We start from the raw sequence: 23,126 nt of genomic DNA on the forward strand, positions 1-23,126 counted from the left end.
GCAAGGGATTAAGTTATCCGATAAACGCGACTTTACGGGTGATTTTTGGACGACGGGGCCCGGCCGGCGACGAGGTATTTGGTAGTCGAGCGATCCCGCAGGCGCAGCCGAGGACCAGCGAGACACCAAATACCTCGTCGCCGGCCGGGCCATGTCGCGGCACCAAAAAGCGCCCGTGCGCTCGATGGATCCGGATGCCCGACAGAGGCTCCTTATGGCTGCTTCCTTCCGGACCTGACCAGATTCGGAACATGTCGTCATCCGAACCCATCGAACGCGCTAGGCGCTCGATATATCTTACCCGCTCCCGCCCGATGGGGCAAGGTAGCTAATTTGGGACGGGGCTAATTTGACTACTTTTGAGTTGCGGTGGAATAGTTCCTGTTTTGCGGCTCAAGGCCAAAAACAGGAACTATTCCACCGCAAGTTATTGGGGGATGGGTTTTAGAGGCGGGCGAGGTCGTAGGCTTGAGCGGCTGCTTCACCGGCGCAGATGAGGTTGGTTGTGGCTTCTTGCACACCGAGTGCCTGGTCGAGGGGCATGGGCTTGCGGCAGATCGGCAACACTAGATCGACACCTCGCTCATACACTACATCCAAGTTATCCGTGCGACCGCCCACGACGGCAACAACCGGCTTGCCATAGCGTTTCGCACGACGGGCCACGCCCACCGGCGTCTTGCCGGCAGCGGATTGCTCGTCCATATTGCCCTCGCCCGTTATGACCAGGTCGACATCGCGTACGCGCTCGTCAAACCCAACGAGGTCGAGCACCGTCTCAACGCCCGAGCATAGCTCCGCACCGAGCGCCAGCAGCGCGGCACCCAGGCCGCCGGCGGCACCGGCACCGGGCACGCCGAGCACTGAGCCAAATGTCCGTGCGCCCTCGGGTGTGCGCAACAACCCCTGAGCCCGTGCCTCGGCAATTGCCGCATCGAGCAGGCGACCGTAGCCGACCATCCAGCTGTCGCACCTGCGCAGCACCTCAGCGTCGTCCGCCGGCAGGCCCTTTTGTCCGCCGAACACCGCAAGCGCGCCGCGACGCCCCACGAGCGGATTCTCGACATCGGAAAGCACCACGACGCGCGCACCATTCAGCGCCCGAAGCGCTGGTGCCAAATCGATACTCGCCACGTGTTCAAGGCCTGCGAGACCGGGGGCGATATTGCAGCCACGCTTATCGACAACGTGCGCGCCCAGCGCCTGCAGCATGCCGGCGCCACCGTCGTTGGTGGCACTACCGCCCAGTCCTATATATAGAGTCCTCGCCCCCGCGCGAACCGCACGAAGCATCAGCTCGCCCACGCCATAGGTCGTAGCGGTCAACGCCGCCGGCTCTGTGCAAGGCGAATACCCAATACCCGCCGCCTCGGCCATCTCAATAACAGCAGATTCGCGCTCGACATCAACCAGCATCCGGGCAGACGCGCGCTTGCCCAAGGGACCTACCACCTCGCAGGCCACAGTCTCACCGCCGCACGCGGCAACGGCATCGAGCGTCCCCTCGCCACCATCCGCCAGCGGCAGCGCGCTTACCTGGGCATCGGGCCACACGCGGCGCACGCCCTCGGCAACCGCCGCCTCCGCCTGCGCACTCGACACGCTGCCCTTAAAGGAGTCGATCGCCAGCAGCACACGGCGGGGCCGGCGGCACGCAGGACCAAAGTCAACTGCCGCGCCAGCATCCTCACCGGCGCCTGCAAGCGCTGCGGCGTGAGCGGCGTGCGCTTCAAGATCGGCCCCACAACCGCAGCCAGCACCATCGGTGCCACGCAGTCCACTAAAATAGCTGCTCAACACCTCACGACACTCGTCTGCCAGCACGCCAGCCGTCACGTTAAACCGATGATTCAGGCGCGAGTCGGCATTCAAATCGTATAGGGATCCCAACGCGCCTGCCTTAGCATCGGCCGCGCCGTACACGCAGCGCCCCACGCGCGCGTTAACCATAAGCCCCGCGCACATGCAGCAAGGCTCGAGCGTTACGTAGGCCGTGCAATCGGAAAGGCGCCAGCGACCGAGCGACTGCGCGGCGGCGCATAGGGCCGCAAACTCGGCATGCGCCGAAGGGTCCTGGTCGAGCTCGCGGCGATTGTGAGCCCTCGCAACAATCTCACCCGCGCGCACCACCACGGCACCAATCGGTACCTCGCCCACCGCAGCGGCGGCTCGCGCCTCCGCCAGCGCCTCGCGCATGAACTTCTCGTCGATTTCGGTGATCGTCATCGTTCGCCTTCCCTGTTGCAAATCCAAAACGATGCTATCATTACGACTCACGGAGAGATGGCAGAGCGGTTGAATGCGGCGGTCTTGAAAACCGTTGAGCGCGAGAGCGTTCCGGGGGTTCGAATCCCCCTCTCTCCGCCACTTTTAGTGATGCACCGGCGTCATGGTCCGCTCGAACAGCGCATCGACCACGTCGGCGATTTCGGATCGGCGCTCTAGTACGTGGCCCGATTCCCACCACATGGTAAAGAGCCGAATAATGCCGCCGGCGACAAACTCAGACGTCGTCTCGAGCGATACGGGCGCAAGCGCGTCCTCGTCAAGCGCACTCATCACACGATCGCGGATAGAGCGGGCAATGCGATCGCAAATCATGCTGGTCAGCATGCCCGACATACTGCTCGCCAAAATGTTATCCATGAGCTGCTCATGCGCCAGAATCAGATCCATGGCATCGGCGAACACTTCGTGGCGAAGCGCGCGCACGTCCTCGGCGCCCTCCGCGCCATCCGCATCGGCCCGCTTTTGCGGCAGGCCCGACATGAGTTCATCGATATAGAAGGCAAAGTAATCGTTTTTGTCGCGGAAGTGCTTGTAGAACGTCGTCCGACGAATCATAGCGCGGTCGCACAGCATGGCAACCGTCACGTCCTCAAACCGATGCTCTTCGAGCAGCTCAGTAAAGGCCTCGAACAGGGCCCGATAGGTTTTCTTGATGCGAAGGTCCATACGTATCGCCCTCCTCAAGGAAAAGACATCGCTCACTAATCTGTCGCATATCTTACACCTGTATCGCCCGCCCCCTGGCGAATGGCCTCACCTTGGTGGAAACATAACGCTTACCGGAAAGTTCGGTATCGCCAAAGGTTGCGGGTATACTAGTAGCGTTACACCAACGGCAGCTGGCGCATGCCGCCGCGGCCATTCGAAACGGAGACACCATGATTCCCATCATCATCGGCATCGTTGTTGTCGTTGTGATTGTCTGCGCCATCGCCGGCATCTACAACAACATGGTCACCAAGCGCAATCGCATTGATAACGCCTGGCAGAACATCGACACGCAGCTGCAGCGCCGCAACGACTTGATCCCTAACCTGGTCGAGACCGTCAAGGGCTACGCCAAACACGAGCAGGACACGCTCGCCGCCGTGATCAGCGCGCGTAACACCGCCGTCAAGGCCACCACGCCCGAGGCCAAGATGGAAGCCGATAACGTGCTGACCGGTGCGCTGCGCCAGCTCTTCGCCGTAGCCGAGGCCTATCCCGACCTTAAGGCAAACACCAACTTTACGCAGCTGCAGGCGTCGCTCGAGGATACCGAGAACAAGATTAGCTACGCACGCCAGAGCTACAACGACTGCGTGCTCAGCTACAACAATGCCATCCAGACGTTCCCGGCCGTTATCTTTGCCGGCATCTTCCAGTTTAAGGAGCGCCAGGGCTTCGAGGCCGCCGAGGCCGCCCGCCAAGCTCCAACCGTCAAGTTCTAACAGATCCGCAGCGTATCTTTAATCGGGTATATGCATAAACCGCCCCGTCGAATGCATACTTCGACGGGGCGGTTTCCTTTGTCGCAAAGGTCCCCCTCAAGGCGCCGTGCATTTTTGGGAGTATTCAGCATGCCCGACAGCTTCGGGCGCCACGATAAATGCCAAAGACCGCGAATATCCCTGCAAATCAAACGCTGTCAGCCTATAACCCCGCCCATCATTCGTGGAAAACGTCGAGAAATCCCGATTTTTCGCCCGAAGTCGGTATGCAAGGGCCTTCGATTGCAGAATACTCGCAAAAATGCACGTCGCCACCACCCCCACATGGCGCGAACCAAAACAAAAGCGCGGCCTAAAAGGCCGCGCACCATCTTTAATTCAGATCTATGTTGCCCGTAACGCAGCGCCGAGATAACGCAGGCTCGAGGGCGACCCTCCTTTCCGGCGCACTCCGCAGGACGAAAGAACCTCCGCCGCACGAAGTGCGCAGCGGAGGTTCTTTCATGTCCGAGGACGCGCCGGAAAGGAGGGTCGCCCTCGGGCCGGACAGCTAAGGCAGCTTACGCGACGGTGTAAACCCAGTTGTGCTTATCCTCAACAGCACCAGACTGGATGCCCGTCAGGGTCTCGCGGAGCTTCTTCATCACGGGGCCGATCTCGGTGTAGCCAGCCGGGAAGGTCACGGTCTCATCGGCACCGTAAACCTTGTTGTCGATCTCGCCCACCGGGGAGATAACGGCAGCGGTGCCGCACAGGCCGCACTCAACAAAAGTGCCGGCCTTGACCTCGGCCCACTCAACGGGGCGCTGGTCAACGGTCATGCCCAGGTCCTGAGCAACCTGAACGAGCGAACGACGGGTGATGGAGGGCAGGATGGAGTCGGTGTGCGACTGCGGAACGACGAGCGTGCCGTCCTCCTTCACAAACAGGACGTTGGCGCCACCGGTCTCCTCGACATAGGTACGGGACTCGGAGTCGAGATACAGGTTCTCGGCATAGCCCTCGCGGTGAGCCTCCATCGTGGGCTTGAGGGACATGGCGTAGTTGAGGCCGGCCTTGATGTTGCCGGTGCCGTGCGGTGCGGCGCGGTCGTACTCGGAAACGCGCAGCTTGACGGGCTTAAGGCCGCCCTTAAAGTACGGACCGACCGGGGTCACGAGAATGCGGAACGTGTACTCAGGAGCGGGAGCCACGCCGATCACGTCACCGGAGCCGATCATAAACGGACGCACGTACAGGGTTGCACCGGAGCCGAAAGGCGGAACCCAGGCGGCGTTGGCAGAAACGACCTGCTTGACGGCCTCAACAAACTTGTCCTTGGGGAACGGGGGCATCTCGAGGCGCTGGGCAGAGTTGTACATACGCTCGGCGTTCATGTCGGGACGGAAGCAGACGATGCTGCCGTCCTCGGCGGTGTAGGCCTTCAGGCCCTCAAAGACCTCCTGGCAGTAGTGGAAGATGCCACCGCACTCGGAGACATGCAGGGTGTGGTCGGTGGTCAGGCCGCCCTCGTCCCACTCGCCGTCCTTCCAATGGGCCTCGTAGCTATAATCGGTCTTCATGTAGCCAAAGCCGAGGCTACCCCAATCGATATCCTTCTTCTCGACAGCCATATGTCGCTCCTTACATACACAGTTGCATACTCGCGAACCCGCACGCAAGGACCGAGGCCGACCGCGTCGCAACGTCGCACGCCCGGAGCGTAGTGCCGGACGGGACACGCGAACGGCATCAAAGCCGATGGCACGTCGATTCGCATGCACGAGATTGTACTCCGCACACGCGTCGGATAAAACGTTTTTCTTTAACTAACTAAAGTATTTTCATTTGACCGAAGCATAAAGGCCCGCCACCGTAATCGGTGACGGGCCTCAACGGCACGGTTTGCGCGCTGGTTCGAGCTACGCGTTCTATTTGCCCAGCTTTGCCTTAACCAGGCCGACCACGGTCGGGATAATCGACACGGCGACGATGCCGATAATCAGCAGCTCAAAGTGCTCCTGCACAAAGGGGATGCCGCCAAAGAAGTAGCCCAGCAGCGTAAAGACCGTCGACCAGGTAATGCCACCCAGCACGTTAAAGATGACAAAGTTGCGCCAGTGCATGCCGCCCATGCCGGCGATAAAGGGCACAAAGGTGCGAATAAACGGGAAGAAACGACCCAGGAAGATGGCCAGGTGACCCCACTTGTCCAAGAAATCCTCGGACTTTTTGATGCGCTCGGGCGTCATGGCCTTGACCTTGCCCGAAGCGATGATCTTTTTGCCAAAGAAGTGACCGATCATAAAGTTACACTGATCGCCCAGGATGGCTGCGGCCCATGCGGTGGCCAGAAGCGCCACGATGTTAAAGCCACCGTTGTGGGCAAAGAAGCCCGAGGCAAACAGCAGCGAATCGCCGGGAAGGAACGGGAAGAACACCACGCCCGTCTCGATAAAGATAATCAGGAACACGCAGCCGTAGGCCATAAGCGGGCCGGCGGCGATCCAGCTGGCGATCGCAGTGCGCGGATCCTTAAGCAGCTCGGCAATGAAATTGATGAAACCCATGAAGTAAAACCTCTCAGTTGTGGGCGCGGATACGTCCAAGTTGACCAGTATACGGTTGCGGCGCCCCCTCGTGCGCAACCCCACAAAAGCATGACTCCATTACCAGCAAGTTTGCATAACTGACACCTGTCACGCTAAGCATGAAAGATTGCTCTTCCTAATCCCTAGCGAATCGCTATACTTTATTGAATCGCATTGCCATGGCGCTAAGGGAGGGCGGCCGGTGAGCTTTATCAATACCATTCGCGAGGACATCAAGACCGTCCAAGCGCAGGACCCCGCCGCGCAAAACGGTCTGGTCATTTTCCTTTCGTACCCCGGTCTTCACGCCAAGTGGAATCATGTGCCCGAGCACTGGCTGTGGGAACACGGCCATCGATCGCTCGCCCGTGTGCTCTCGCAGCTCACCCGCCACATCACCGGCGTCGAGATTCATCCCGCTGCGCAGATTGGCAAGCACTTCTTTATCGACCACGCCATGGGCGTCGTCATCGGCGAAACCACCATCGTGGGCGACAACTGCGTGCTCTACCAGGGCGTCACGCTCGGCGGTACCGGCAACGAGACCGGCAAGCGCCACCCAACGCTCGGCAACAATGTCACCGTGGGCACGGGCGCCAAGGTGCTCGGCAACATCCGCATCGGCAACAACGTCAAGATCGGTGGCAACTCGGTCGTCGTCAAGGACGTGCCCGACAACTGCACCGTCGTGGGCGTGCCAGGCCGCATCATCAAGCGCAACGGCTGCCGCGTGTTCGAGGAGAGCTTCGACGCCAAGCAGCATCGCGAGTACATGCCCGACGACGCCGCCGAGCAGTCCGCGCTCAACCGCCAGGGCATCACCGAAAACGCCCGTCGCGTCAAGGAACTCGAGCGAGAGGTGGCCGAGCTCAAAGCCCTCGTCGCCAAGCTCGTGGACGAGCGTTAGGGCCGCGGGCAACCGCTACAGCATGAACGCCAACACAAAAGGCGCGCCAGGGAATCCGCCCCCGGCGCGCCTTCTTTTCGATGCGACATGCGGGACTGCCCCTTTGTCACCTTATGCGAACTGGCTTAGGTAGAGGTCGGCGTAAGCGCCCTCGGCAGCCAGCAGCTCCTTGTGCGTACCCTGCTCGATGATATTGCCGTGATCCATGACCAGGATAAGGTCGGCATCGACGATCGTCGACAGACGGTGCGCGATCACAAAGCTCGTGCGCCCGCGCATGAGCGCGTCCATGGCGCGGCCGATGGCGAGCTCGGTGCGCGTGTCCACGCTCGACGTCGCCTCGTCCAAGATGAGGATCGCCGGGTTGTTGAGCAGCACGCGCGCGATGGTCAGCAGCTGACGCTGGCCCTGGCTGATGCTCTCGGCATCGTTAGCCACCCGTGTGTCGTAGCCCTGCGGCATAGTGCGCACAAAGAAGTCGACCTGAGCGGCACGTGCGGCCGCGACAATCTCCTCGCGCGTCGCCTCGGGACAGCCATAGGCGATGTTCTCGGCAATGGTGCCATCGAACAGCCAGGCGTCCTGCAACACCATGCCAAACTGCTGGCGCAGCTCGCCGCGGTCCATGCGGCTCGTGTCCACACCGTCGAGGGTAATGCGGCCGCCGTCGATCTCGTAGAAGCGCATGAGCAAATTGATGAGTGTGGTCTTACCCGCACCCGTGGTTCCCACCACGGCGATCTTCTGACCCGGCTCGGCGGCAAACGACACGTCGCGCATGAGCGGCTTGTCGGGCGCATAGCCAAAGCGCACGTGCTCAAAAGCGACGCGACCCTCCACCTTGCCCGGCAGCTTGGCAGCCTCGCCCGGCTGCGGATCGGCCTCCATCTCGGGCTCATCGAGCAGGTCGAACACGCGCTCTGCGCTCGCCAGCGCGCTCTGCAGCGAGTTAAAGGTAAGCGACAACTGCGTCATGGGTTCGGACGCCTCGTAGATAAACTGGAAGAACGCCTGGAACACGCCGACGGTCATATGCCCGGCAACCAGCATGCTGCAGCCCACCAGCGCAATCACGATCTGCGCCAAACGGCCGACAAAGCGCACCGCAGGGCCGACGGCGTTAATCATAAAGTCGGCCTTGGTGCTCACGCGCGCCAGCTCCTTCGAAGCCTCGTGTACCTCGGCAGAGCTCTGGCGCTCGCGGTTAAACGCACGGATCACCAGACGGCCCGAGTAGCCTTCCTCGACCGCACTCGTAATCTTGGATACCCACTCCTGGCGCTCGCCCGTCACATCGTGCGTGCGGCGCGACACGACCTTCGTCACCAGCAGCGAAAGCGCCGTAAAGAACAAAAAGACGAGCGTGAGCGGCACGCTAAACACGAACATCACGCTCACGGCGCCCACTACGGTACCGATCGACACCAGCAGCTGCAGCAATCCGCGCTGCATACTCTCGGACATCTTGTCCAAGTCGTTGGTCGCGCGGCTGACGACCTCGCCGGGACGATGCGCGTCAAAGTAGGCAAGCGGCAGGCGGTTGAGCTTTTGTGCGATGCGGTTGCGTAGGCGCAGGTTGAGGCGCTCGGCAACGCTCGACATCAAAAAGCTCTGGAGTGCGTAGAACGAGGCGGCGGCGGTCCAGATCATAAAGTAGATGAAGATGGTCCTGCCGCAGTTCTCCCAGGTAATACTGAAGGTAGTGTTGTTGGCAAACGCCACCTTCATGTGCCCCCACAGCTCATCGATCACGCGGGCACTATATGCCGGCGCAGCGGTGTTAAAGATGGCATAGAACACAATGCTCGCGAACACGATATAGAAGCGCCAATGGTCGCCGGCGGCCTCGCTCCACAGGCGGCGCACCGTCGCCCAGGTGTCGCGGGGCGTCTCGTCCTCGTCCTCGTCGTCAACGTCGCGCATGCGCTCCGCCTCGGCGCGGGCACGCTCGTCCTCGGCGCGCTCGTTTTCCTCGTAGAGTGCCTGGCGGCGAGCCTCGCGCGCGGCTGCAGCCTTGGCAGCTTCATCCAGCTCGGGTGCTACGGCAGTCTGGTCGACCGTTTTATCGGCAGCGTCCGCAGCGGCGGCATCGACAACACCGCCCTGTTTCTCGAGCTCCTCGGTCATGCTACTCACCTCCCTTCATTTGCGATTCCGCGATGGCACGGTACACCTCGCAGGTTTCCATCAACTCGTCGTGCGTGCCCAAGCCCACGACCTCACCATCCTTGAGCACCACGATCTGGTCGGCATGCAGAATGGTCGAGATACGCTGTGCGATGATGAGCACCGCGGCATCGCGCGTCTCGTCCTGCAGCGCATGGCGCAGGGCCGCGTCGGTCTTAAAGTCCAGGGCCGAGAAACTGTCATCGAAGATATATAGATCGGCATGCTTCATGAGCGCACGGGCGATGGCCAGACGCTGGCGCTGGCCGCCCGAGAAGTTCGTACCGCCCTGCGCCACCGGGGTATCGAGCCCCTGCGGCTGATCGAGTACAAAGGTGCTCTGGGCAACCTGGAGCGCATGGAGCATGTCAGCCTCAGTCGCGTCTTCGTTGCCAAAGCGCAGATTGCTTGCCACGGTACCCGAGAACAGCCATGCCTTCTGCGGCACATAGGCGATACGCCCGCGGATGTCGTCTTGCGAAAGGTCGCGCAGATCGACGCCGTTCAGGCGAATGGCGCCCTTCGTGGCATCGTGGAAGCGAAGCAAGAGTTTGGCCACCGTTGACTTGCCCGAGCCCGTTGAGCCCACGATCGCGGTCGTCTGTCCACGGCGGCAGGCAAAACTCAGGTTGCACAGGGTGTCCTCGTCGGCATCGTCAAAACGGAACGACATGTGGTCGAACACGGCCACCACGTCGGCCCTATCTGCGGACTCAGGCGCCCCGTCGCCCAGCGTAGCCTTGCCGTCCACAATGCTCGGCTCGATTTCGAGCACCTGCTGCGCGCGGTTGAGACACGCCGCGGCGCGCGGGAGCGTCAGCACCACCATCTGCGCCATCATCACAAAGAACAGGATCAGGATCGCGTACTCCAGCACGGCCGAGATGCTGCCGATTTGCATGGCATGGACGCCCACGCGGTTGCCGCCCACCCACAGCACCGCCACCTCGGCGATGTTCATCAAAAAGAAGCTGGAGCTGTCGAGACCCACAAACAGGTGGTTGACCTTAATGGCATTGGCCGCGTAATCGCTAAACACCTCGTCCAGGCGCTGCTCCTCGTGGCGCTCCTTGTTAAATGCGCGGATGACGCGCACGCCCACGATGTTCTCGCGCAGCACCACGTTCATGCGGTCGATAAAGCTCTGCAGGCGCATAAAGATCGGCGCGGCGTTGGCAACGGTAAAGACCGCCGCCACCAGCACGATCGCAACGACCACGCCCAGCAGCGTGCCCATGGCAGGATCGATAAACCAGGCAAAGATAATGCCCGCCACGGCCAAGAACGGTACCGGCAGCACCAGCTGAATCGTCTGCAGGATCGCTTGCTGGATCACGTTGATGTCGTTGAGCGAGCGCGTGATCATCGAACCCGTGCCAAAGCGCTCAAAGTCGCTGGCGGACAGCTCGAGCGACTTATCGTAGACGGCGTTGCGGATGTCGCAGGCCACATTGGCCGCCAGACGGGCCGAAAGATAGCAGCCCAGCACCGCGCCGCCGCTGGCCATGCCGGTCGCGATGAGCATGTACAGACCGTTGCGCAAGATGTAATCGACGTCGCCCGTCGTGATGCCCGTGTTGACCATGTTCGCCAACATCGTGGGCACGAGCAGCGTACCGACGTTGTCGATTAGCAGCACCAGCAGCGTCACCGCGATCAGACCGCGGTACGGCCTCATAAACCTCATTAAGAGTCGCATGTCTCCCCCTCGCCCTTATCGTTAGCCTCGTTCTCGGCGGCAACTTGCCGTTTAAATGCCTCGCACTCTTCGTTAAGAACATGGGAAAACTTACCGACCAAGCGCATGATCTCGCGCTGTTCCCACGGCTCGAGCGCCTCGAATGCCTGCTGCTCGGCCTTTTGCGCCGGCAACGCGTAGTGCTTGGCAAACTGCACGCCTTCTTCGGTCAGTCGCACAACCTTGTTCTTACGACTGCCCTCGGCAAACTCCAACGTCGCGAGCCCTCGCGCCCTAAGCGTCTTGATCGCCGAATTGATGGTCTGTTTGCTGTAGAACCATTCACTCGTCAGCCGACTCACGGCAACGCTTCCACCCGCTGCACTCGTGTCGACGAGCATCCAGTAGGCGCAATCCGAAAGACCGCAGGTGCGCGCGAACTCCGAATAGATACGGACAAGCCCGTTGAGCATCCGGTCGAAATCGACCGGGCTAACTGTACTATTCATCTCTCCCGCCATTCGATAGTCCGAGTTTTGACTAATTAGGGTTTCAGGTTAGTCCGAGTTTTGACTATCGTCAAGGGCGGCCGTGCAAGACGTGCGACCCATAACAACATGTCGACAAAAAAGACCGCCGGCGCGGGGGCGGCGCCGGCGGTTGCAAGAAAATATCGATTGTTGGCTGTTACGCAGCGACGGCCTCGTAGACCGTGGCGCCCGAGAAGCTGTCGTGCAGGCTCTTGCCACAGATCCACGGCAGTTCGACGACCTCGCAGACCGTGTTGACCAGCTCGGAGCAGTCAGTAAAGTGGCCCTTATCGTTGAGGGCCTCGCAATCCTGAACACGCCAATAGCCATCGGTGTGCGTGATGTAGTACTCGTGATCATTGATCGACACGAAAGCGCGCGTCTTGGAACGCAGCAGCTTCAGAAATCCTTCGAAGTCGGTCTCGACGACATCTCCAGCCTGGAACATGATAGTTACCTCCTGGCCCGGCGCCACCATGGCGCGTTGATAAACGTTGGTGCTCCTTTAGTAAAACCTTTATCAGAGCTTATGCGCGCATCATTTAGGCAAGTGGTAAAAAACCGCAGGGTAGACGGGATAAAACGTTTAACCATCCCACCGGTTTGTCACATTCTGGCTGAAGTTTTATGCAAACCAACTTTTCCACTTGGTAGCTTGCGTTGTTTGGGGCCGACTACGCGATTACGGTTTTGGTTCGGCGGGTAAGAGCGAGGCATCGAAACCAACGTCAGGAGGACCCATGGAGACCATCGAAGCACTCATCCACCGCCGCAGCTGCCGCAAATACAGCGATCGCCCTGTCGAGGCCGAGAAGCTCGCACGCATTATCGAAGCCGGCCAGTACGCGCCGAGCGGCATGGGACGCCAGCCGGTCACGTTCGTCGCCGTCACCGACCCCGCAACCGTCGAGCGCCTCTCGCAGCTCAACGCCCAAGTTATGGGCAGAGAGGGAGATCCCTTCTACGGCGCCAAGACCGTTGTGGTGGTGCTGGTCGACCGCAGCGTGCCCACGCACCTGGAAGACGGCTCGCTCGCCATGGGCAACCTGCTCAACGCAGCCTATGCGCTGGGCGTTGATTCATGCTGGATTCATCGCGCCCACGAGGTTTTCGATTCGCCCGAGGGCCTGGAGCTGCTGGCCAGCTGGGGTCTGTCCGCCGACGGAAGCCTGCGCGGTGTTGGCAACTGCATCCTGGGCTATGCCGAGGGCACGCTTCCCGAGGCCAAGCCCCGCCGCGAAAACGTGGTGTATGTTCCGCCGTTCTAACGAACGGCGGACCCGCTGAAAGGCCCCGTCCCATATTTGCTGCCCCACTCGCAACTTATCTTGCCGATGGAGTTGTTGCCGTTTCGCTCGTCTGACTCGCATCGGCGTCGTCGCTTTGCCCGCCTTCGTCCTTTTGAGCATCGGCAATGGTGGCAGCAGCTGCGACCATACCGCGCTGGGGCGCCACACCCGTCTGGTCTTGTGCGCCTTCAACAAGCTCCGTGCCAGCATGCGCAAGTTCAGGCGATTTGAACATCGCGCCCAGACTCGCGCCGTCGCCGGCATATCCGAGCGCCGCGAGCGCGATGACGATTATCGCGGCAACGACCACGATCGGCACGTAACGATGCCAGCCTGCAGGATTGAGGCCGCTACGGCGGGCAGCACCGCGGCTAATGTAGCCAAGCGTTCCATCGTGCTTGAGCTTTGAGCCCACCACGCGCCTTCGTCCCCACAACGAGGACTCGGCCTGCATGGCCAAGCGAGCGCTTGCCGAAGGATAGCCATATTTTGTGCGCTTGAACGAGCCGTCGAACCCCGAGGCGCTTTTGCCCCACGTCCGCGAAGTCGTACGCCGGCCGACCGGCGCCGCACTTCGCTTTGTTCGGTTCGTTTTTGAAGTCTCCGCCATACTCCCCCGCACGCCGTAACACAATCGAAACAATGCTTCTTTGGACTGTATCACACGCGCCGCACGCGGTCACGGCGCCTCGCTCAGCGGTCGTTGTCCTTCAGCAGGCGCCATAAAGTCGTGCGGCTTATACCGAGCACCTCTGCCGCACGTGTCCTGTTGCCGTGAAGGTGCTGCAGAACCAACCGTGCGACATCGCGCTCGGTATCGGCCAGGGGACGCAAGATGTACAAATCGCTTTCGAGCGCCGGGGCGCCAAAGGTCGCGGTCTTGATAACGTCCTCCTGGGCAAGCACCTCTTTCGCCACGGCACGCTCCACCGTTCCAGCCCCCACTAATATATAGAGTCGTTCAGAGACTTCACGCAGCTGCAGGTAATTGCGGGGCCAACGGTACGCATCGAGCGTCTCTGCCGCGGCGGCGGACAACATGGGGGCACCCGTCTTAAACATATCTGCCAGATACCCCAGATAGCGCGCAACCTTTTCCGACGCGCCGCCCTGCTCGGCAATCGCCGGCGCCACACTCACGGCACAGGCCAGACGCTCGGTTACAAAAGCAGCCTGATCGCTTTCGCCGCCGCCCGGCATATCGTTTGCCGTCAACACCACATGGCAACGAGTTGCGAGCGCCGTGTCGATCATTGCGGACACGAGCTCGCGCAGACGTTGGGGGCCAACAGCATGCCAGCCGCCCATACAAAGTGTCAGCCCCGTTTGGAATAGCGGCGATTCGGAACTTTTGAGCAGATGGCGCCAGCCGCGATCCGTAAGCTCATCGAGCGCAACGGACACAAAGGGCTGATCGGCATAGGGTCCATCCAGGTACAGGCGTCTTGCAATCTGATCCTGTCCCGCGCCCAGCTCGCCCTCGAGCATAAGGGGCACCCCACGCGCATAGCTCTCCCGTACGGGGACAGCGACCGCCGCCGCGTCTTCGACGATGCCGTACGTGCTCGACGCGTAGCGAGCCTCGACTTCGTCGGCATTGAGCCACTCGATGCCCGCATGCGTCGCAGCGGCGCGCACCTCATGCGCCACGACCACCCAAAGCGCTCCGCGCTCCTTGGCCGTCGGGCGCACCGTCAAGCTCAACCGCACGCCCTCGTGGCCCATCACCAGGCGCGCCCCATCGCCCACGCGAGCGAGACGCTCGGAAACAAAAGCAGCGATATCCTGCTCGAGCGCCGCGTCACTCATAGTCGAGATCACAACGCCACCGCGCTCGTCGATTGCCAGCGCCGATGCTCCGGCTGCGGACAATGCCTCAATCAGAATCTGCAGCTTGGCATCGCTATCCATGATTTGTCCCTGTCCGCGGCGACGTGCAACCGCCGACGGTCGCACGACCGAGTGTTTCAAAATTGAACGATATTACTCACCAAACACTATAGGGCAAAAGTCGCCGTCCTGCGAGTATATGAATTGCCCCGCATCGCCATCCTGGCGGGGCGATAAGAGCTCTTCGGGACCTATCAACCTGCGGACAAGCCATACCCGCAAGAGCTCCTATCGCTCCACCGTGAGAATGCGCTCGCCAGCACGCAACACGCAAATCAGCTACTTCTCTACCAGATTCCCAGCACGTGCTGCATTCCCAAACTCATGCATGCAATGCCAATCCAGCAGCAAAAGCCCAATGCGATAGGTTTGCCGCCCTTTTTGACCAGCTCGACGATATCGGTATTAAAGCCAATAGCCGCCATGGCCATCACAATAAAGAACTTCGACAGCTCCTTGATGGGCGCCGTAATAGATGCAGGAAGCTGAAGCACCGTGGTGATCACGCTCGCCAGCACAAAGAACAACACAAACATGGGAAACGCACGTTTAAGCGAGAACGTGCTTTTGGCGTCGCCGCCGGCCTTGCGCGCCAGATGCATCTGCCAGCATGCGAGAGCCAATGTAATGGGAATAATGGCCAGCGTCCTGGTGAGCTTAACCACTGTGGCGCTTTCGAGCACATTGGCGCCGGGATGCATGCTGTCCCAGGCACTCGCCGCAGCCGTTACGGACGAGGTGTCGTTGATGGCGGTGCCGGCAAACAGGCCAAAGCCCTCGTTGGTCAGCCCGAGCATGCCGCCGAGCGTCGGAAACACGAGCGCCGCGATAACGTTAAACAGGAAGATGACCGAAATGGCTTGGGCAATCTCGCGATCATCAGCATCGATAACGGGCGCGGTCGCAGCGATGGCCGAACCGCCGCAAATCGACGAGCCCACACCCACAAGCGTCGCGATCTTGCCCGGCACGTTCATAACGCGGCAGAGCACAAAGGCGATGACAAGCGAGGTCGAGATCGTCGCCACGATAATCGGCAGCGACTGGGCGCCCTTGGACAGAATCTGCGAGAGGTTCATGCCAAAGCCAAGCAGGATAACCGCGTACTGCAAGACTTTTTTAGACGTATAGGTGACACCGGCGGCGAGCTGTTCGCGGCGATTCTTGGGAAAGACAAGCGCCAGAACCATGCCAAAGAGGATGGCAAATACCGGCCCACCGACCACCTCAATCTGTTTGCCAAACAACGTCGCGGGGATGGCGATGATGAGGCAGAACAAGACGCCCTTCCAGCGCTCGCGTACGATATTTGCCAGTTGCATATGGGATTCCTTCTTTCTATTTCACGTTTGCGACGGCTTATGATACGGCAACATTGGGCACAGCCCTGCGCAAATACAGACTAAGATGCCGCAATAGTTCTTGGGCAACAGCCGAATTACCCGCCGCGGAGAGCTGATTCGCGGCATAATTAACAGCTGATATATGAGTGTGATAGAACGGTTGTGAGGCACTATGGAAGAATCGATGCACGTCGGCGAGCAGGAAACGAGCCTACAGGACCAGTCCTACCACACCATTCGACGCAAAATCGTCTACCTGGACTACAAGCCGGGCGAAAAGCTAGGCGTCAAGCAGCTTTGCGACGACCTGGATATGGGGCGCACCCCTGTGCGCGAGGCACTGGTGCGTCTGGCGCAAGAGGGCCTGGTGCGCACCGTGCCCCAAAGCGGCACCTATGTCTCGCCCATCAACCTCACCTTTGCCGAGAGCGCCTGCTACATTCGCGAACACCTGGAAAAACAGGTAATTGTGGAGTGCTGCGCCCGTGCCACCTCGGCAGGCATCGAGCAGCTCGACCGAGCCATCGCGCTGCAGGAAAAGGCCATGGCCGAAGAGGATCGCATCGGATTCTTTTTAAGCGACAACCTCATGCACCGCATGATCTTTAGCATCGCGTGCCGCAGCACCGTGTGGTCGTGGCTCGAGGCGACCAATGCCGACCTGGAGCGCTTCCGCTGGCTGCGCGCCGCCACGCAGAGGCTCGACAATCAGGAGATTGTTAACGAGCACAAGCAAATCCGCCGAGCCATCGCCGGCCGCGACCCCATCGAGGCGAGCTTTTTGGTCAGCAAGCACCTGCATATGATGTTCCGCAACCAGACCGAGGTCCTGGACCAATATCCCAAGTACTTCGAGACCAGCAAGCTCCGCTAACCTGCCAAAAAGGGACAGGTTTATTTCGGCAGGTTTTATCTGGGCAAATGCAACAAGGCCCGACTCCGCCACAACGGAGCCGGGCCTTGTTGTTGGCGCGTTTCGACAACAGAGCACTCGATGTCAGTCGTCAACAGTGAGCGAGCCGCATTTGCGCCAAGGTGACGTGAAATGAGAGGGCGCTGACCTTCTGGTCGCGCCCTCGAAATTGAACGTCAGATTGGCGTGAATGCGGCTCGCGCAGCGTCGACCGGTCCGCCGTTCGGCAGAACGGCGGAACAACAATTACTCGACAGTAACGCTTTTCGCCAGGTTACGAGGCTGGTCGACGTCGCAACCGCGCAGGATGGCCACCTCGCGGGCGAGCAGCTGCAGCGGAACGCTCGCCGTGATGGGACTGAACACGTCGCGGACGGCCGGCACGCGAATGATGCAATCGGCAATCTTGTTGATCTCCTCATCGCCCTCGGTGGCAACGACGATAACCTTGGCGCCACGCGCCTTGCACTCCATGAGGTTCGACACGGTCTTGTCATAGGTGGCGCTCTTGGTGGCCACGGCGATGACAGGGAAGCCCGGGTCGATCAAGGCAATGGGGCCGTGCTTCATCTCGCCGGCGGCGTAGGCCTCGGCGTGCAGGTAGCTGACCTCTTTGAGCTTGAGCGCGCCCTCGTAGGAGATAGCGGCACCCATGCCACGGCCCACGAACAGCGCCGACTGCGCGTCCTTGCACAGCAGGGCGGCCTCATGCACGGACTCGGTCTGGGTATCCAAAATCCACTGGATCTGCTCGGCCGTATCGGAAAGCTCGCGGAACAGCATACGCGCCTGCTTGGTGGTCAAGCGGTACTTGACCTGCGCCAACAGCAGAGCCAAAAGCGTCAGGCTCACGACCTGGCCGATAAAGCTCTTGGTCGAGGCGACCGCGATCTCCTTGTTGGCCTTGGTGTAGATAACGCCGTCGCTCTCACGCGCCACCGGGCTGCCCACCACGTTGGTGATGCCGAAGACCTTGGCGCCCTTGATGCGCGCGTCACGAATGGCGGCAAGGGTATCGGCCGTCTCGCCCGACTGGGACACGGCAACGACAAGCGTCGTCGGCGTAATGATGGGATTGCGATAGCGGAACTCGCTGGCCGCCTCAACCTCAGTAGGGATGCGAGCCCAGCCCTCGATAAGGTTCTTGGCAATGAGACCGGCATGGTAGCTGGTGCCGCAAGCGATCACGTAGACGCGGTCGATATCGTTGAGTTCCTCGAGCGAAAGGCCCAGCTCATCGATATCAAGCTCACCGGCGGGGGTCATGCGGCCCACCAGGGTATCGCGCACGACGCGCGGCTGCTCGTGAATCTCCTTGAGCATAAAGTCGGGGTAGCCGCCCTTTTCGGCCATGTCCAGATCCCAGTCGATATGGGTAACCTTAGGCTCAATCACATTGCCGGCCTCGTCGGTATACTCGACGCCTGCGGGCGTGAGCTTGGCAAACTGGCCGTCCTCGAGCACCACGACGTCGCGGGTTGCGTCGATGAGCGCGATGACATCGGAAGCAACATAAGAGCCGGTTTCGCCCGCGCCGACTACGATCGGGGAATCCTTGCGGGCCACGGCGATCACGCCGGGCTCGTCGGCGCACACGGCGGCCAAGCCATAGGCGCCCACCACGTGGGTGCAGGCCTCGCGCACGGAAGCCATCAGGTCGTGCGTCTCGGCATAGGCCTCTTCGATCAGATGCGCGAAGACCTCGGTATCGGTCTCGCTCTTAAAGTGATGGCCGCGGCCCTCCAGCTCTTCGCGCAGCTCGGCGAAGTTCTCGATGATGCCGTTGTGGACGATGGCGATACGGCCATCGCAGCTGGTGTGGGGATGGGCGTTAACGACGGAAGGCTTGCCGTGGGTAGCCCAGCGGGTGTGACCGATGCCGCAGGTAGCGTCGCTGTCGATGTTGGAAAGCTCGCTCTCCAGGCCCGCGACCTTGCCCACGCGACGGATGACGTCGAGGTGCGCCGCGGCGCCCTCGCCCACCTCGAGTGCGACGCCCGAGGAGTCATAGCCGCGATACTCCATACGTTTAAGACCCGTGACCAGGATGTTCTTTGCAATATCAGAGCCGGTGTAGCCGACGATTCCGCACATAGGATAAATCCCTTCGTCCGCGTGACTGCAAAACGTCCACGCACATGGGGCGCTGAGACGTATAACGTTCGAGTATTGTACTCACGCAGACGCAAGCTGATATACCAGAAGTGGTATCCCAACTTAGATACCACCCGATGCACACACGTCCAGCCGGTCCAAACCACCACAATGGGAACAGGCACCTTTGTGGTGGCTTGGTCTGGCAGCATCGTTTCCCCAGATAAAACCTGCCAAAATAAACCTGTCCCTAATTGGCAGGTTTTGCCACCCCAGGGGCGGGCGATGCTACAATCTGGCTTGTACTTGAAACGCATCAAAGGGGCCGCTATGGCAAAGGTTAAAATCAGCGACGTCGCGCGCGAAGCCGGGGTTTCGTTGGGCACAGTTTCCAACGCGCTCAACCATCCCGAAAAGTTGCGTCCCGAGACCCTCAAGCTCATTAACGAAACCATCAATCGACTGGGCTACCTGCCCAACCAAAGCGCTCGTCAGCTCGCGGGCGGTGCCACCAAGTCCTTTGGCCTGGTGCTCCCCCGTCTCGATCACGGTTTTTCGCTCCAAATCGCCAGCGGCGCCCACAACGAGGCCCGCAAGCACGGCTACGACCTGCTCATCGCCAACGCCGATAACGACGATATTCTCCAGGACCATTACCTGCGCTATTTTATGGGCACCCAGATGTCCGGCGTTATGGTTCAGCCCATGGCATCCCCCGACTGGCACCCCGCCATGACCAAGATGCCCGTGCCGATCGTCCATCTGGACATCCATTGCTCCGAGCCCGGCTACTACGTAGCGGCCGACAACGAGGCCCAGGGTCGCATCATTGCCGAACTCGCCATCGCCCGTGGCGCGCGCCATATTGTCGTCGTCGGCCGAGCAGCATTTATGCAACTCACCCTGCGCGTCCTTGGCATTCACAAGGCGCTCGCCCTACATCCCGACATCAAGATCGAAGTCATTGACGCCGGCGAGTGGAACACGGCGGCCGACGGCTATGGTATCGGCAACCAAATCGCCGAGCGTCCCGCCGACGAACGCCCCGATTTTGTCGTCGGTCTAACCGACGTGCTGGCCTCTGGCGTCGTTTCGGCACTGGTCGACAAGGGCATCTCTGTCCCCGGGCAAGTACGCGTAGCAGGCTGCGATGGTAACCCGCTCGCTTGGAGCGGATCGGTCCCGCTCACTACGGTAGCGCCCCCGGGCTACGAAATTGGCCGCAAGGGCGTCCAACTGCTGATGGAGCAAATCGAGAACAAGGCCCCGGCAAAGACCAAGCATATCCGCGTCGGCTCTGCAGCGCGCACCGTCACCGCAGTCACGGCCACCGAGAATATCAACCGCCAAGAACTGGTACGTCCGTTCCTACTGGAGCGCGCCAGCACCCAGGCAAGCACCCAGACCGACGCCACGGCCATCAACCTCGGCGCGTATCTATAGCACGCCCGCAAGTATGCTAAGTCGCCGCTTAAGCAAAAGGGGCCCGACCATTGCCGGGCCCCTTTTGCTTAAGCGCAAACGTGGGTAATTGCTCGTTTCAACACCGCAATTGTCTAGCGCACGGCCTTGACCACCGCCGTCAGATCGAACAGCGTATCGAGCACGGCCTCGCAGCCGTCCACCACGTCCTGCGGCAGCGGCACGATATCGGGGACGACACAGACGTGGCAACCGGCCGTAATGCCCGAGACGCAGCCGTTGCGCGAATCCTCGACCACGGCACACTCCTCGGGAGCAAAGCCCGCGCGCTCGCAGGCGAGCAGATACATCTCGGGGTCGGGCTTACCGTGCACGACGTCCTCGCCGCAGGTCACCGTCTCAAACTTGTCAAAAAGACCGACCATCTTAAGGTTGCGCTCGGCCGTAACGAGACGCGACGACGTCGCCAGGCCCACGTGATAGCCCGCAGCCAGCAGCTCGTCTATGCACTCGGCGGCACCGGCCTTAAGCTCCAAATCGGTCTTAACTATCTCGTCGCGAATCTCCTTGTGGCGATGATAGATCGCCTCAGCGGTTTCTCTGCTGCCGTAATGCGCCTCAAGAATGTCCATGACATCGGGCAGCGTGCGACCGATAAACTGATGGATCAGCGCATCATCAATCGCGACCCCAAGCTCGGCAGCGCCCGCTTTCCATGCCTTAATGCCCAAACGCTCGGTATCGACCAGCGTTCCGTCCATGTCAAAAATAACAGCCTTAATCATCTCGGTCCCCTTCATCGGCTTGCGTTACCGCCACTCTACCGCACTTTACAAACTTGTATATAACGTATATAGCATATTGAACTTCCGTTACATAGATAGAAGTCTTATGGCGAGCTGCTCGGTAGGATTATAGTTTTCGACCGAGTACTCAACGGTAAGGAACGTTTCATGTTTTCAGATAGCACCGCGTCCACAAAGGAGCTTCAGGACAAACTCGCAGCGCTCGAGCAGCTGCTTTTGGCATACGGTCGCGTCGCCATCGGCTTTTCCGGCGGCGTCGACAGCAGCTTTTTGGCCGCGGTCTGCGCCCGTATCATGCCCGCCGACACGCTTCTCGTTCACCTCACCACGCCGCTCATCGGCACGCCCGAACAGACCTCGTTTGAGCGCTCCGTTGATGGACAAGCCAATGAGGGGCCGCATTTTAAGCTCCCCGTGCTCAATCTTTCGGTCGATCAGCTGCAGCTCCCCCAAGTAGCCTGCAACGATGCCAATCGCTGCTACCACTGCAAGCATGCCGGCTTTACCGCTATCGTCAACCACGCCAAGTCGCTCGGCTTTCTCACCGTCATCGATGGCAGCAACGCAAGCGACCGCGGCGATTATCGCCCCGGCATGCGCGCCGCCCAGGAGCTCGGCGTACGCTCCCCTCTCATGGAGGTCGGCTTTACCAAGGACGAAGAGCGCGAGCTGCTGCGCGTATGGGGCTATCCCGTTTGGAACCTGCCGGCGGGAGCCTGTCTTGCCACGCGCGTCCCCACGGGCGAGGAGCTTACGCGCGATAAGATCGATTTAATCCGTACCTGCGAGGACTACCTGCACGATCTTGACCTGGCGCAGGTTCGCGCGCGCTTGGTCGGCGGCTGCATGCATATCGAGGCCGTTCCCGCAGATATCACCAAGATTGCCGCTCTAGGCGGTAGTACCGTCGATGCCGAGGGCAAGACCCCGCTGCCCGCCGCCATCGAGTCCGCGCTGCGCGAGCTGGGCTGCGGTCACATCTCCCCCGAGGTCACCCCCTACATCCACGGCAACATGAACCTATAAGTTACGCCGTTTTACAAACGGCGTAACCGCTCGGCGCTGCGCAGGCCCCGGGCACGGCAATCTGACGCTCAACTTCACGGGCGCGACCAAAAGGTCAGCGCCCGCTTGTTTCACGTCACCTTGCCGCACCCGACGCCCGCTCGCTCGCGTATGCTCAACCTGATCTACATAAGTAAACTGTCACCAACCTACCAAAAAGGGACAGGTTTGTTTTGGCAGGTTTTATCTGGGGAAACGCAAGCAGGGCCGCGACGCCTATATGGCGTCGCGGCCCTTTTCCTTGGAGAAGGATCGATTGATTGAACGGGATGACCGTTCTAGTCTTCGAGTCCGCTATTGATGAGCTCCGCAATCTCAACGGGATCGGTGCTCGCGCGCACCTTGTCACGGAAGCCGGCGTCCATCAGCATCACGGCAGCCTTGGAGAGCAGACGCAGATGCGTGGTTCCAGCCTCGCCGGCGGGCACGTACAGCGCGAGCGCAACATCGACGGGCACCCCATCGAAGCTCGGCCATTCAACGGGCTCGGCCAGTTTAAGCACGGCAACGCCCGGCGTGTGGATCGCGTCGCTTTTGGCATGCGGAACGGCAAAACCGGCGACAAGGCCGGTCTCGGCCTCGTTCTCGCGAGCGATAAAGGCAGCCTCTACGGCAGATGCGTCATCGGCAAAGCCGAGCTCGATGGCCTGCTCGGACAAATAATGCAGGGCGTCCTCGCGCGAGGCGGCGATATACCCAATCGTCACTTGGTTGGCAGATACAAATCCCATGGA

Annotated in this window: 20 protein-coding genes, 1 tRNA gene and 1 other RNA gene; 7 read left to right on the forward strand and 15 right to left on the reverse strand. The window is 60.6% G+C overall.

From position 1 onward, the window contains the following. Positions 1-178: 178 nt before the first annotated feature. Positions 179-274, reverse strand: an RNA gene (gene ffs, locus DW823_RS08305) — signal recognition particle sRNA small type. Between the two features lie 170 nt (positions 275-444). Next, positions 445-2,226 carry a tRNA adenosine(34) deaminase TadA gene (tadA, locus tag DW823_RS08310; RefSeq protein WP_118081690.1) on the reverse strand — a complete coding sequence of 594 codons (1,782 nt, stop codon included), beginning with the start codon at positions 2,224-2,226 and terminating at the stop codon, positions 445-447. A 51-nt stretch (positions 2,227-2,277) separates the two neighbouring features. Here tadA and DW823_RS08315 point away from each other — a divergent pair. After that, positions 2,278-2,367: transfer RNA gene (locus DW823_RS08315), tRNA-Ser, on the forward strand. 3 nt (positions 2,368-2,370) lie between these two features. Here DW823_RS08315 and DW823_RS08320 read toward each other — a convergent pair. Next, on the reverse strand, positions 2,371-2,955 hold the full coding sequence (locus tag DW823_RS08320) for a TetR/AcrR family transcriptional regulator (RefSeq protein WP_118081692.1): 585 nt from the start codon (positions 2,953-2,955) through the stop codon (positions 2,371-2,373). A gap of 212 nt (positions 2,956-3,167) precedes the next feature. Here DW823_RS08320 and DW823_RS08325 point away from each other — a divergent pair, with 212 nt between their 5' ends. Further along, positions 3,168-3,719, forward strand: coding sequence for a LemA family protein (locus DW823_RS08325; protein ID WP_118081694.1), 552 nt, complete (start codon positions 3,168-3,170; stop codon positions 3,717-3,719). A 560-nt stretch (positions 3,720-4,279) separates the two neighbouring features. On the opposite strand, the gene DW823_RS08330 is transcribed toward DW823_RS08325, so the two are convergent. Both DW823_RS08330 and DW823_RS08335 read right to left on the reverse strand, forming a co-directional pair. Beyond that, complete coding sequence (locus tag DW823_RS08330) at positions 4,280-5,332, reverse strand: branched-chain amino acid aminotransferase (protein ID WP_118081696.1); 1,053 nt, start codon at positions 5,330-5,332, stop codon at positions 4,280-4,282. 297 nt (positions 5,333-5,629) lie between these two features. Further along, the gene (locus DW823_RS08335; protein ID WP_118081698.1) at positions 5,630-6,268 is read right to left on the reverse strand and encodes a DedA family protein; all 639 of its coding nucleotides are present in this window, start codon (positions 6,266-6,268) and stop codon (positions 5,630-5,632) included. Positions 6,269-6,491: 223 nt separating this feature from the next. Here DW823_RS08335 and cysE point away from each other — a divergent pair, with 223 nt between their 5' ends. Further along, positions 6,492-7,196 carry a serine O-acetyltransferase gene (gene cysE, locus DW823_RS08340; protein WP_118081701.1) on the forward strand — a complete coding sequence of 235 codons (705 nt, stop codon included), beginning with the start codon at positions 6,492-6,494 and terminating at the stop codon, positions 7,194-7,196. A 111-nt stretch (positions 7,197-7,307) separates the two neighbouring features. Here the strand turns inward: cysE and DW823_RS08345 are convergent, their stop codons facing one another. The 4 genes from DW823_RS08345 to DW823_RS08360 form a co-directional block, all read right to left on the reverse strand. Continuing rightward, complete coding sequence (locus tag DW823_RS08345; RefSeq protein WP_118081703.1) at positions 7,308-9,323, reverse strand: ABC transporter ATP-binding protein; 2,016 nt, start codon at positions 9,321-9,323, stop codon at positions 7,308-7,310. Position 9,324: 1 nt separating this feature from the next. Then, the gene (locus DW823_RS08350; protein WP_233543056.1) at positions 9,325-11,049 is read right to left on the reverse strand and encodes an ABC transporter ATP-binding protein; all 1,725 of its coding nucleotides are present in this window, start codon (positions 11,047-11,049) and stop codon (positions 9,325-9,327) included. Then, positions 11,049-11,549 (reverse strand): MarR family winged helix-turn-helix transcriptional regulator, encoded by a 501-nt coding sequence (locus DW823_RS08355; protein ID WP_147350678.1) that lies wholly within the window; start codon positions 11,547-11,549, stop codon positions 11,049-11,051. The genes DW823_RS08350 and DW823_RS08355 overlap by 1 nt, the downstream gene beginning before the upstream one ends. Before the next feature lie 178 nt (positions 11,550-11,727). Next, positions 11,728-12,018: a CDP-alcohol phosphatidyltransferase gene (locus DW823_RS08360; protein ID WP_118260475.1), complete on the reverse strand. Its 291-nt coding sequence runs from the start codon at positions 12,016-12,018 to the stop codon at positions 11,728-11,730. A 292-nt stretch (positions 12,019-12,310) separates the two neighbouring features. Here DW823_RS08360 and DW823_RS08365 point away from each other — a divergent pair, with 292 nt between their 5' ends. Further along, complete coding sequence (locus DW823_RS08365) at positions 12,311-12,838, forward strand: nitroreductase family protein (protein WP_118081710.1); 528 nt, start codon at positions 12,311-12,313, stop codon at positions 12,836-12,838. Between the two features lie 55 nt (positions 12,839-12,893). Here the strand turns inward: DW823_RS08365 and DW823_RS08370 are convergent, their stop codons facing one another. The 3 genes from DW823_RS08370 to DW823_RS08380 form a co-directional block, all read right to left on the reverse strand. Further along, on the reverse strand, positions 12,894-13,274 hold the full coding sequence (locus tag DW823_RS08370; RefSeq protein WP_118081712.1) for a hypothetical protein: 381 nt from the start codon (positions 13,272-13,274) through the stop codon (positions 12,894-12,896). A 278-nt stretch (positions 13,275-13,552) separates the two neighbouring features. Beyond that, complete coding sequence (locus DW823_RS08375; protein WP_118081714.1) at positions 13,553-14,770, reverse strand: helix-turn-helix domain-containing protein; 1,218 nt, start codon at positions 14,768-14,770, stop codon at positions 13,553-13,555. 266 nt (positions 14,771-15,036) lie between these two features. After that, complete coding sequence (locus DW823_RS08380) at positions 15,037-16,071, reverse strand: YeiH family protein (RefSeq protein WP_118081717.1); 1,035 nt, start codon at positions 16,069-16,071, stop codon at positions 15,037-15,039. Between the two features lie 193 nt (positions 16,072-16,264). On the opposite strand from DW823_RS08380, the gene DW823_RS08385 reads away from it, so the two are divergent. Continuing rightward, positions 16,265-16,966: a GntR family transcriptional regulator gene (locus DW823_RS08385; protein ID WP_118081719.1), complete on the forward strand. Its 702-nt coding sequence runs from the start codon at positions 16,265-16,267 to the stop codon at positions 16,964-16,966. A gap of 285 nt (positions 16,967-17,251) precedes the next feature. Here the strand turns inward: DW823_RS08385 and glmS are convergent, their stop codons facing one another. Then, positions 17,252-19,099, reverse strand: a complete 1,848-nt coding sequence (gene glmS, locus DW823_RS08390) for a glutamine--fructose-6-phosphate transaminase (isomerizing) (protein ID WP_117817016.1) — start codon at positions 19,097-19,099, stop codon at positions 17,252-17,254. A gap of 330 nt (positions 19,100-19,429) precedes the next feature. Here glmS and DW823_RS08395 point away from each other — a divergent pair, with 330 nt between their 5' ends. After that, the gene (locus tag DW823_RS08395) at positions 19,430-20,542 is read left to right on the forward strand and encodes a LacI family DNA-binding transcriptional regulator (RefSeq protein ID WP_233506196.1); all 1,113 of its coding nucleotides are present in this window, start codon (positions 19,430-19,432) and stop codon (positions 20,540-20,542) included. Positions 20,543-20,655: 113 nt separating this feature from the next. Here the strand turns inward: DW823_RS08395 and DW823_RS08400 are convergent, their stop codons facing one another. Next, the gene (locus DW823_RS08400) at positions 20,656-21,306 is read right to left on the reverse strand and encodes an HAD family phosphatase (protein WP_158557018.1); all 651 of its coding nucleotides are present in this window, start codon (positions 21,304-21,306) and stop codon (positions 20,656-20,658) included. Between the two features lie 168 nt (positions 21,307-21,474). Between DW823_RS08400 and DW823_RS08405 the strand changes: the two genes are divergently transcribed. Next, entirely contained in the window at positions 21,475-22,353 is an 879-nt protein-coding gene (locus DW823_RS08405; RefSeq protein ID WP_117817829.1) for an ATP-dependent sacrificial sulfur transferase LarE, read from the forward strand. A 317-nt stretch (positions 22,354-22,670) separates the two neighbouring features. On the opposite strand, the gene DW823_RS08410 is transcribed toward DW823_RS08405, so the two are convergent. Then, on the reverse strand, positions 22,671-23,123 hold the full coding sequence (locus tag DW823_RS08410; protein ID WP_117817831.1) for a PTS sugar transporter subunit IIA: 453 nt from the start codon (positions 23,121-23,123) through the stop codon (positions 22,671-22,673). Positions 23,124-23,126: the final 3 nt, after the last annotated feature.

The organism is Collinsella sp. AM34-10 (genome assembly GCF_003469185.1).
GTDB lineage: Bacteria > Actinomycetota > Coriobacteriia > Coriobacteriales > Coriobacteriaceae > Collinsella.